At 36.5% G+C, this 11,952-nt stretch carries 9 protein-coding genes; 1 reads left to right on the top strand and 8 read right to left on the bottom strand.

Annotated elements, in window-relative coordinates; genetic code table 11:
- Window position 1 precedes the first annotated feature (1 nt).
- The 8 genes from argJ to X953_RS04455 all read right to left on the bottom strand — a co-directional run bounded on the left by argJ (window position 2) and on the right by X953_RS04455 (window position 10,034).
- A complete protein-coding gene (gene argJ, locus X953_RS04490) occupies window positions 2-1,228 on the bottom strand; it encodes a bifunctional ornithine acetyltransferase/N-acetylglutamate synthase (RefSeq protein ID WP_040954533.1) in 1,227 nt (408 codons plus the stop codon).
- Between the two features lie 15 nt (window positions 1,229-1,243).
- Window positions 1,244-2,287, bottom strand: a complete 1,044-nt coding sequence (gene argC / locus X953_RS04485; RefSeq protein WP_084715613.1) for an N-acetyl-gamma-glutamyl-phosphate reductase — start codon at window positions 2,285-2,287, stop codon at window positions 1,244-1,246.
- Window positions 2,288-2,516: 229 nt separating this feature from the next.
- Entirely contained in the window at window positions 2,517-3,482 is a 966-nt protein-coding gene (locus X953_RS04480; RefSeq protein ID WP_040954532.1) for an alpha/beta hydrolase, read from the bottom strand.
- Window positions 3,483-3,980: 498 nt separating this feature from the next.
- Window positions 3,981-4,469, bottom strand: a complete 489-nt coding sequence (locus X953_RS04475) for a DinB family protein (RefSeq protein ID WP_040954531.1) — start codon at window positions 4,467-4,469, stop codon at window positions 3,981-3,983.
- Between the two features lie 172 nt (window positions 4,470-4,641).
- On the bottom strand, window positions 4,642-6,864 hold the full coding sequence (locus tag X953_RS04470; protein WP_040954530.1) for a YhgE/Pip domain-containing protein: 2,223 nt from the start codon (window positions 6,862-6,864) through the stop codon (window positions 4,642-4,644).
- Between the two features lie 128 nt (window positions 6,865-6,992).
- Window positions 6,993-7,790 carry a cytochrome c oxidase assembly protein gene (locus tag X953_RS04465; protein WP_040954529.1) on the bottom strand — a complete coding sequence of 266 codons (798 nt, stop codon included), beginning with the start codon at window positions 7,788-7,790 and terminating at the stop codon, window positions 6,993-6,995.
- Window positions 7,791-7,878: 88 nt separating this feature from the next.
- On the bottom strand, window positions 7,879-9,177 hold the full coding sequence (locus X953_RS04460) for a M20 family metallo-hydrolase (protein WP_040954528.1): 1,299 nt from the start codon (window positions 9,175-9,177) through the stop codon (window positions 7,879-7,881).
- On the bottom strand, window positions 9,174-10,034 hold the full coding sequence (locus tag X953_RS04455; RefSeq protein ID WP_040954527.1) for an S-adenosyl-l-methionine hydroxide adenosyltransferase family protein: 861 nt from the start codon (window positions 10,032-10,034) through the stop codon (window positions 9,174-9,176). Before X953_RS04455 ends, X953_RS04460 begins: the two co-directional genes overlap by 4 nt.
- 220 nt (window positions 10,035-10,254) lie before the next feature.
- Here X953_RS04455 and X953_RS04450 point away from each other — a divergent pair, with 220 nt between their 5' ends.
- Window positions 10,255-11,355, top strand: coding sequence for an SDR family oxidoreductase (locus X953_RS04450; protein ID WP_040954526.1), 1,101 nt, complete (start codon window positions 10,255-10,257; stop codon window positions 11,353-11,355).
- The last annotated feature ends 597 nt before the right edge of the window (window positions 11,356-11,952 follow it).

Raw genomic sequence — 11,952 nt, 5'->3', positions numbered from 1 at the left:
CTCACGTCCGATAGGATGCATTTATTTTTACGTAGTCATAGGTTAAATCACAGCCCCATGCCAGAGCCTTTTCTTTACCATTTTGTAAATCCACAAATAGTTGTACCTCTTCATTTTGCAAATAGCTCGTTGCCTTTACCTCATCAAATTCGAGTGGAACTCCATTCTTAACTACATTTATGTTACCTAAACTTACATTTACTTTTTCCGGATCGAGTGGTTGTTCACTGTAGCCGACTGCACAAACAATTCTTCCCCAATTCGGATCAGAACCAAAAATCGCTGTCTTTACAAGATTAGAAGATATTACTGCCTTTGCTACCTGTCCTGCAGCACGCTCCGTTGGCGCTCCTTCTACATGTATTTCTATCAACTTGGTTGCTCCTTCTCCATCTCTTGCAATCTGCTTAGCTAAAGCTTCACAAACGAACTTGAATGCCTCCAAAAATATGGACCAGTCATGATGATCTTCATTTAATGGGGTATTACCTTGCTGGCCATTTGCCAAAGCCAACACCATATCATTTGTACTGCAATCCCCATCAACAGTAATCCTGTTAAAAGAACAGTCCGTCATAGATTTTAGCGCCTGCTGAAGAGCATGCTCCTCAATAGCTGCATCTGTAGTAATAAAAGCAAGCATTGTAGCCATATTGGGGCATATCATTCCAGAACCTTTCGCCGCTCCGCCGATAGTGACTGTTTTTCCTTCCACTTCTACTTGAACACCAATATGCTTCGTAACCGTATCAGTTGTTAAAATAGCCTTTTCAAAATTTTCTGCCGATGAATTGTTTGCTTCTCCTATTTCTGCAATACCAACTTTAATTTTCTCCATTGGTAAGGTTTTGCCGATCAAACCGGTGGAAGCTACTGCAACATAATCTTTATGTATTCCCATTTTATCTGCAGCCAACCTTTGGGTTTCCAACGCATCCAGATATCCCTGGTTTCCTGTACACGCATTAGCTATTCCGGAATTAACAACAACTGTTTGAATCCGCTTTTCCTTTTCGATACTACTTTTAGTTAATTTAAGTGGAGCTGCCTGAAAAGCATTTAAGGTGTACACTCCTGCTGCAACTGCTGGAATGTTAGAGTGTATCCAACCAAAATCCAGCTTTGTTTTACGTATCCCACAATGTACTCCGCCTGCGGTATACCCTTTTGGGCTGGCTATATTTCCGTTTTCCAATACCTTTATCTGATTTATCTTGGTAGTGATCATTTCCATGCCCCTTTCCTATGGATAGATTGGTAATTGAGCTAAACCTTCTTCCTCTTTCCAGTCATTCATCAAATTTGCATTTTGGATTGCTTGACCAGCTGCTCCCTTAACTAAGTTGTCTATTGCCGAAACAATAATTAGCTGATTCGTCCTTTCATCAACATGAATACTAATATCGCAAAAATTACTTCCATATACATTTTTCGTAGTTGGTGTTTGGTCTTCTTCCAATACACGTATAAATGGATGATTTGCGTAGAAGTCCTGATATAAATGTATTATTTCTTTCGTAGTTACATTTTTGGTAAGCCTTCCATAAATAGTGCATAGCAATCCGCGTGTCATTGGTATGAGATGTGTAGTGAATGTGGCGTTAATTGATTCACCAGCTGTGATGGAAAGGTAATGCTCTATTTCAGGAATGTGCTGATGTTTCCCTATTTTATAAGGCTGAATATTTTCATTTGTCTCTGAGAAATGAGTCATTTTAGAAGGCGACCCACCTGCACCAGAAACCCCCGTTTTTCCGTCTATAATGATAGATTGTGTGTCTATAATTTTTTCTTTTATACTTGGCGTTAATCCTAGTAAACTAGCGGTGGGAAAGCAGCCTGGATTAGATACTACTTCGGCATCTTTAATTTGATTAGGAAATACCTCTGTTAAACCATAAACCGCTTTATCTAACATCTCTTGTGGAGCTCCCAACTGACCATACCACTTTTGATATAAGTCGCGATTGGGCAAGCGTAAATCCCCTGATAAATCAATACATTGAACATGGTTACCCTCTAGCTGTGGAATTAATTCTTTGGCTATGCCTGCAGGAGTAGCAAAAAAAATAATATCGACTTCATTCGCTAACACCCTGACATCCAGTGCCTCCATCTTTAAATCCATATAAGTATGCATGTGAGGATAGTGTGTTGCAATATATTCTCCATAATGAGAATGTGAAATAATTTTACTTACTTCTAAATATTTGTGGAGATGAATTAAGCGTATCAGCTCTGCCGCTCCATACCCTGTTCCTCCAATAATCGCTGCACGTTTCACCACAATTTCCCTCTCTCCATATTTTCGAATTATTCATTATTATAGTTTTATTGAAGAAATTAATCAAGTATAAATATTAATATTTATTTATAAAAATACAATACAAGCGTAGTTTTTCGCTTTTAAATCTTATTAATATGCATTTTATTGTATATAACATCAAATAAAAAAAAGATCAACTACACAAGGCAGTTGATCTTTAAATAAGGAATTTATTACATATAAAAAATTATTAGTTTATATATTTATCCAAAAAGCTGTTCAGTTTATCTACATATTTATCCTTTTTTGTTACAAAAGCTTCGCCGTGCCCGGCATTATCAAATGATATGAAATCTTTTTCACTGCTAGTATTTTTGTACAGCTTTTCAGCCATCGAAGTAGGTACAAATGTATCAGCATTGCCATGGATATACAGAATAGGAACTTCTGCTTTTTGTACTTGTTTTAACGCTGAAGCCTCTTTCAAGGAATATCCGGCTTTTATTTTTGTAACTACACTTGTTGTTGGAAGAACAGGGAATGCCGGTACGTTATACATACGACCTAATTGGTACTTAAACATATCATATACACTTGTATAAGGGCTATCAGCAATAATCGCTTTTACACTTTTAGGCAATCCTTCTTCTCCACTGGCCATTAAAACGGATGCTGCACCCATGGATACACCATGTAAAACATACTCTGAGTCTGGTCCAAGTTTAGTAGATAGTGTATGAATCCAATCTATTAAATCAAGGCGATCATGCCAACCAAAACCAATATAATCGCCTTCACTTTGACCGTGACCACGGAAATCAGGCATAAAAATGTTGTATCCTAAGTTTTCATAATAATATTGGCCATATAATCCCATATCTGTAGACCGACCTAAGTAACCGTGTGCTAAAACAACTGTTTTATCTGTAGGCTTTTTAGCTTTCAAAAAATATCCTTTTAGCTTCAAACCATCATAAGAGGTCATTTCCATTTGTTCAAATTCCTGATCTCTTACCCAGTCTCTCCAATCTCCTTCAGTAAAGACATCCATTGCCTCTGCAGACACTTCAAGGTCCGAATTGCCAACCAGAAAATCTTTTACATTACGCTCAATTGCCAAGTTATAAAAATAAACCCCAGCAATTATATCTATAATTAATAGGATAGTAATTAAACTGATCCCTACTTGTAACCAACGTTTTTTCTTTTTAGTCAATGCGACACCTCCTCTATGATCCTATATATCTATTATACAGAAAATAAGTCGGGATAAAAGAACGTTCCATTGGTAGATGTTAACAACACTATGAACTGTAATTTGTTGAACTGTATCAATAATTCGTTTTGATATTAATATACAACCAAGTTAATTCAATTTATATATACATGATGAATTATTATATGTCTCGAACAAATATTTCAGAGCTAACAAAAAGGGGCTGAGACAAAAGAAATTTTATACATTGAAAATCCGAACCGATTCGACTATTAAAGAATCATGGTTCGGATTTCTTTTTGCAACAAATTAGCGGAGGAAAAACGCGCAGACTCCTGTGGGAGGAAAAGCCTAGCTAAGACCCCGGAGTGCGTAGCACGAGGAGGCTTAGCAGCGCCCACGGAAAGCGAAGCGTTTTTCCGGAGCGGGGTCCCACACTTTAGAATGTTCGTCTTTGAAATAGCGTTATTTAGTTATGTCTCAGCCTCTTTTTTGTAGTTATATGCCTAGCTTCTTTTTCACTTCTTTTATTTGATCGGTATGTCGCATTTCATGATATGCGATAAAGGGGATCCACTGGTCCAAACTCATATCTCCAAAAACAGGATGGGGGAATGCTTTATTTTTCATTGCCATTTTATCTTCATTTTCAACTAGCTTTTCCAAATTTTCATGTGTATAAGCAAGCTTTCCTTTCAATTCCTCAAGAGTAGCGTAATCCTCGCTTGGTACTGCAAATGATGGAGCATCCACCTTTGTATCACGATTAACCGTAAGCTCTATTGGTTTTTCCTTCACCACATTTATTTCTGGGGAGGCCAACTGTTTCTGAATTGATTCAGTAATGGCGCCTTCCATTAAATAAAGATGTTCGAGTATCTCCTTAATAGACCATTCATTTTCTGAAGGTTTCTGATTCAAATGCTCTGCTGTCAGTCCATTCACTTCTGAAAGTAATTCATTTCTAGCCTGCTCATTAATTTGCAAAGTATCACTCCTTCATTACCTATACCCTATTTTACCATAATTTATCTTAATACTCTGGCAAAAAAGATATACCCTCTGTAACTTACTTTAACTAATTTCTTTAATTATATAAACCACTAACTAAAGGGAAGCTCAAAAGTTAATCTTCGTTGGTTTCCCTTTAGATAGATCTTTAATGAAACAAACCTGCTTTTTTTGATTTCTCCATTAACTTATGTGTTTGCCTGTTAATTCTTTCTTTGAAAAGTGTACCTAAAATCAAGAACGCCAAACCAAACAAGAGAAGAAATAACAAGTCATGTATTGCTCGATCCCAGACAATACCACCAACTGCCTCTCTCATTAAGTCAATAGCATAAGTGAAAGGAAGGAAAGGATTAATTTTCTGGAAGAAGCTTGGTAGTAATACCACAGGATAAGTCCCGCCTGCACCAGCGATTTGTAGTACCAGCATTATAATCGCCATCGCTTTTCCAACATCACCAAACACAGTAACTACTGTATATACAATCGACATAAATACCAGGCTAATGATTAGACCGAAAAGAATAAACCAGCCCGGTTCAGCTACATATGCATCCAATAGCAAAATATCTCCACTTGTAACAATCAGAGTTTGTAATATACCAATTGAGAAGAAAGTGAATAATTTACCATAATATCTTTCTCTTGCTGTATAGGAATTTATATCATGTACATCCGTGGCTAATAAAGAAATTAGCAGTAATGCTCCCACCCAAATAGCAAGCACCGTATAGAAAGGAGTCATACCTGATCCATAGTTTGGGATGGGGAATAACTCATTTTTATTTAATTTTACTGGCTCAGCAAAAAATCCTTTCTCGGCTTTCGGATCGTTTTGCAGTAACTGTATTATTTCGTTAATATCTGTTTCTCCTTGTATATTACGAATTTTATCCGCCAGTTCATTTATTTTATCATTTACATAAGGATATTGGCCTTCCATGTATTCCAACATATCTTTTCCGTCAGAAAGATTTGCTTCTGTGCTGTTTAAAATTCTTTCAACTTCCGGAATTGTCTTCTTAATATCTACAAGTATTGCTCGACCATTTTTTAATGTTTCTTTAGCAGAGCTAATTTGTTTCCGAACTGTAGGTTCTATTTCTTCCTCATATTCCGTCAGAAAGTCTCCAATTCGGTTATTTGTATTTGCAGATAACTCCTGTAAATCTTTAAAAATGCTATTCACTTGATCTTTTTTCTCATTTGCAAAGTTGGAAATTTCTTGAGCATTGCCCTGTACTTCTTTAAGAGCATCTTTTAATGTACTTACATTGGTTATTGCTCTATCGATTATTTCCTGTTGCTCTTCTTTTCCGCTAGGGTTCTCGGCTTCAGAAGGTTGTTCTTCCTCTTGATTCCCATTATTTTGTTCATCATTATTTAATTGTTTCAGTTGTTTTAGCGCTTCTTCCACTGTTCCCAGACTGCCTATCGCCTCGTCTACACGTTCATCCAACAGTTTATTTAATTCTTCTTGTTTAGAGAAATCAACCTCCACGTTATCCACATCTGAAAGAAAATTATTAACATCACTTGCTACTTGTTGAGCCTTCTTTAAGTCTTGCTTTATTTTGGGTGCCATCTCATTAAGCTTTCTCTCTCCTTCTGAGAGGATGGCAGTAGTATCATCAATAGTTTGGAGACCTTGGTTCGTAACGTCCTTTGCCTGTGGAAGTTTATTTTGTGCATTGTCTATAACAGTTTGCGCTTTTTTTGCATCACCTAGGGAATCCTGAATAAGCTCGTAGGACTTTGGCAATTGTTTTTCCATTTCAAATATGTAGTTCTCAAACTTTTGAATATCTGGCAAATCCTTCTCTAATTCCACTCCCAAATTATTAAACATTTCAAAAATAACTCCATTGACAGTAGAAATAAACTTACTGCTTATTTCATTAACAATAACGCTTGCTCCCTTATCGGTAATTTTTGGGGCGATGGCGTTTATCTTTTCATTCACATAATATTCCATTTCTGACTTTCTGGGCTTTCCTGATACGACTGAAGTCAGCTTTTCGGAAAAGTCTTTTGGTATTACAATTACCGCATAATAATCTCCATATTCCACTTTATCCATAGCTTTATCCCTCGTTGTAAATTGCCAGTCCATGGATTTATTTTTTTTGAGTGTTTTGACGAGTTCCTTACCTACGTCAATATTTTCACCCTCCACTTCAGCACCTATATCTTCATTTACGATTCCGATAGGGATTTGGTCGGTCTGCCCATAAGGATCCCACGATGCTTTAATATTGAACCATGCATACAAAGATGGAAGCACAATTAATCCACCGATTAAAATTGCTGCCACCCAGTTTTTACTAATATTTCTCATGTCTCTACTGTATATTTTCCAACTATTTTTCATAAATTCTACCTCTATTCTTAAATATCCTTAAACCTAGCGTTTATCCATAATAAAATAATATGCATTTCCAATTATATACCTTATATTGAAATTTCCTAAAGAAAAAACTCTCCCATCCAGGAGAGTTTTCATTTTACTTTATTTTTATATAGTATAATGCCAATAAAAAAAGCTAACTGACTAACTAAAAAGATAACTCCACCTTTTATTTGTTCAATCACTGGGTTAAAAGGTAATAAAGAAGCAAAAAAGTCTTCTGGTATCGTATCCCAATCAGGTAAGCAGAGAGCAAGGGCACTCATAAAAAGATTTATGTCTGTGTAAACTGAATACAAACTGTTTTTTGCTACCATTAATACAAGTATAAAAGGTAGGAATGCAAGTATATTGGCAAAGATGTATAAGCCGATTCGCTTTATTTTTCCATACAAAATAGAAATCCATAACAACAGAGCAGCATTAAATAATATAAGTAAATAGACATAATTCAAAAATAAGTCAATACGCACATAATTGAAGATTACTGGTATATGGTAGAGATAAAATAGGCTATAAAACAATAGAAAGGCTACTACCGGATTTGTCGAGATGGAGATAATTTTATCCAATAATCTATATTCTCTTACCAATTTAATAATTTCAGGCTTAAAGCCTGCAAGAAAAAGTGGTGGTACTACCAGTAGCAATAACACCAATTGAATCACATGACTACTGAATTTAATTCTAGCTATAACGTTTAACGGACTAGCTATTGCAAGAAACAATATGATCATACTTGCAATAAACAAGACGGCTTTTCCACGAGAAGCCTGCCCGTCATTAGGTAAAAGAAAAAAGTAAATAATCAGGCCAAATAAAAGAAATAATAATATTCCACCATTCCATAACGTAGAAAAGTGAAATTCATCTAAAATAATATCAATCAATAGGAACACCTACTTTATAAGCTTCACTAATATTATAATAGATAAAAACTCTAGCTATCTGTAATATATATCACAAATCCATGACAGTTTAATTTTCCCTATTTAACTTTTCGATGAATTTTTTTAGAACATGAATGGTTTGAATACAATCATTTAAATCAGACCACTCAGCAGGATTATGACTGACCCCTTCTTTACTCCTGGTAAATAGCATTGCTACAGGAATTTCACTTCCAAGAATCATTGCATCATGGCCAGCACCACTTGGTAAATGATAAGGCCGAATATGCTCTTCTTCCATTGTTTCAACTAATAACGCTTGCTTACCTTCATCAATTGGGACAGGGGCTACACGCATTTTTTCATCATGTACTACAGTTACTTTATAATCAGCAGCAATTTTATTTGCCGTTGCCAACACTAGTGTGACTAAACTATCTCTTCGCTCTTGTGTAATATCACGTATATCCACATATAAAGAAACTTCCCCAGGAATTACATTTACTCCGTTGGGCGTGACCTTCATTTTACCTATTGTAGCAACTGCAGAATCACTCACTTGCTGTGGCAAGGTATAAACTGTTTGGATGAAGGCTCCTGCTGCCACCAAAGCATCTTTACGGTCGTCCATAGGTGTGTTCCCAGCATGACCTGCCTCTCCATGAAAGGTGATCTCTAGCCAACACGGTCCAGCAATACCTGTTACAATCCCGCATGGGAGATTTTCTTTTTCCAGCCGTTTCCCTTGTTCAATATGTACTTCAACAAATAATTCTATTTCCTCCATATCTCTTTTAGCCCCAGCATAGCTGTCTAAAGATAATCCAACATCCTGCAAAACTTCTGAAAAGCTTCTACCTTCTCCGTCTACAAGCTCCACCTTTTCTGCTAAGCTGCCTTTTCCGACAATTGCTTCACTGCCATTAAGCCCTCCATTAAAACGAGCACCCTCCTCGTCACTAAAAACAGCTATTTCAAAAGGCTTCTCAGGCTTATACCCTGTTTCCTTCCATGCCTCCACAACCTCTAAAGCAGCTATCACCCCAAGCGGGCCGTCAAAATGGCCACCATTTGGAACACTATCGAGATGTGAGCCGCACAGGATTGCAGGTTGTGTCACCTTATTCCCTTTGCATCTTCCGAAAACATTCCCCGCACCATCCATATAAACATCTAAACCAGCCTCATGCATCCAATCCGAAACTAAATCCTTGGCTTCCTTTTCTGCTCGGGAATATCCTGGGCGATTTGAACCTCTATCTTTTGTAAGACCAATCATTGCAAGCTGTCCTAACCTACTTGCTACCCTTTCACCTGACACCCCGTTATAATCATATTTTTTATCATAGCTCCTGCATAACGCTTCTTTGAGAAAGTTTTCCTTCACTTCTCACCCTCCTCCTGTTGACTATGTATAAGGTGAATTTTCCAATTAGATCCTGTACGAATATTATATGCTTGAGCAAATGAACCCTGATTAAGCGCAATTGCCAAATTATCAACAGAGTTTACATAGACAAGCGGTTCCCCTAATCTGCTATCTGCAAAAGAACGGCCAAAAGACATATTATTTCTATACACCTGATTACCATTATGAGTAATAGTTACTTCCAATTGATCCCCGTATTGGATACCTGTGTCCCGAAGAAGCTCCTTATGAATATTTGTCCATAAATTTCCGAAGCGAACATCCAATATATCAATCGTTCCATTAATTTGTTGGTTTTCCATTATTGCATCATGAATTGAAAGTCTAACCAATTTATCTACTTTCACAATTGGACCTACATTTTCATAGGTAATTTTGGAAGATGCCAGCCTAGCACCCGTATACACATATACATCACGCCCATGAAACGTGTATGATTCACCTGACTTTGGCAGTCGGTTAACTTTTTCATCAATAACACGCGCTTCTACTATACCTATATGATGGTCAATATGGCTTAATGTTCCATTATCAGGTGTTACGATATAATGGTTACTTTTCGTTTTTACTACAACACTGAGTCTCTCTGTACCAACTCCAGGGTCAACGACAGAAACAAATATAGTACCTTCAGGCCAATAACTGATTGTCTGGTATAACCTATAGGAAGCTTCCCAAATATTAAACTGAGGTATATCATGGGTTAAATCAAAAATAGGTAAATTTGGCTGAACCGATATGGCCACACCATACATAGCACTGACTGCTCCATCGCTTAATCCGAAATCTGTTTGTAATACTAAGCTGTTATTCACATAATCCCCCCAAATATATTTTACTAATTGAGAACACATTGAAAATGATGATACTTCTTATAAAATTTTAATTAAAAATAGTATACGTAAGTTAGCTATGCAATGCAATGAAAGGTTTATAAAAAATTAGAATATTCAAGGTTCATGGTATACTATAATTAGCTTAGATCTAATGTTTATAATCAATCCCTTTATTTTATATCCAAGGAGGCGGCCTGATATGAATTACCATTTTTTTGTGACAGGATTCCCAGGCTTTATCGCCGGAAATCTTATTAACCAACTTATTAAAGATTATAAACCAAGTATTGACAAGATTTCTTTGCTAGTTTTACCTAACCAAGAGAAAAAAGCACTACAGGAAATAAGTTATTTTTTTTTAGAAAACCGAATAGTGGAGAGTTTCTTCGAAGTTATTGTGGGAGATATTACGAAAGAAGACCTCGGTATCAACTTCGACAAAAACAATGAGCTACAGTGGAAAATAACCCATATTTTCCACTTAGCAGCCATTTATGACCTTGCTGTGGAAAAAGACCTTGCCTTCCAAGTAAATGTAAAAGGAACCGAAAATGTAACCAAATGGGCACATACTATTAAAGCATTACAGCGATATGTTTACTTTAGTACTGCCTATGTTTCCGGTGAGAGAGAGGGTAGGATTTTTGAGAAAGAGTTAATGGAAGGGCAAGCTTTTAAAAATTATTATGAGCAAACAAAATACGACGCAGAAGTAGTGGTAGAAAATGAAAAAGAAGTACTCCCTATAACCATTATCCGACCTGGAATTGTTCGAGGGCATTCAGAAACAGGGAAAACAATTAAATTTGATGGAATTTACTTCATGTTGAACTTACTCGATCATCTTCATTTTTCGCCAACAATACCCTACATTGGCCATGGAAATGCGGAAGGCAACTTTGTTCCAGTTGATTATGTATTCAAAGCTACAAGCTACCTTTCTTTAGCCAGTGTAGGGACAGGTAAAACCTATCATCTTACTGATCCAAAACCATATCCAATGAGAGAACTACAGAAAATGTTATCAGAGACTTATCTGTCAAAGACTCCACGTGGTGTGCTACCACTACAGCTAGCAAGATTTGGCCTTTCATTTACGATGATACGCAGATGGCTACAAGTTGAAAAAGAAGCAATGGACTACTTCACAACTTATTCCTCATATGATTGTTCACAAACACTTGCGGATCTAAAATCGACTACTATTCGTTGCCCTGATTTCAAAATGTCACTCGAATCTATGATTACCTATTATCGAAAATATAAAGATGATGCGGAAAAGCATATAAATATTAAATGATTAAAGCAAACCTGCTAACCTAAATAATTAACAAGCCACGAAGGATGGATTATATCCTTCGTGGCTTGTTAATTTATTGAGTAAAACACTTCATAGTTTCAAGGTAAAACTACCTATATTTTCTGAATTTGTGAATAATGTACCATTTTCTGTAAATTAAACCTATTATTGACTTGTTTGTAGTATAATGATAATGACATGCTATGCAGGGTGAGGCTTCGGTTTCAGTTAAGCATATCTTTTACTTGGCGAAAAACCCCAAGAAAGGGGGGACATATATGATACCGTTTGACACAACTCTTCAGTTGATGTTCATGTTTGCCACATTGGTATTACTGATCGTAAACAGCCGAGAAAAAAAATAAGCGCCCTGCCGACAGGAACAGGAGAATCTGAATTGATTTGACCCCTGAGCCAGTCGCCACACCTTATGGATAGCAGTCCGAGTCGCAAGATGCCGCTTGCGACTCGTTTATGGAGCAATTTTTTACAACCAATGTAAGTTTATTATCCTACTGAGTAATTTATTCATCATTTCAGCAAATAGAAAATGTAGTTCAAAATACTTACTTTTTATTTTGATTGCTCCTAAAGCAA

The sequence above is a fragment of the Virgibacillus sp. SK37 genome (genome assembly GCF_000725285.1).
Lineage (GTDB): Bacteria > Bacillota > Bacilli > Bacillales > Amphibacillaceae > Virgibacillus_Q.
Note: the sequence above shows the minus strand (reverse complement) of the source record. Positions and strands in the feature narration are given on the sequence as shown.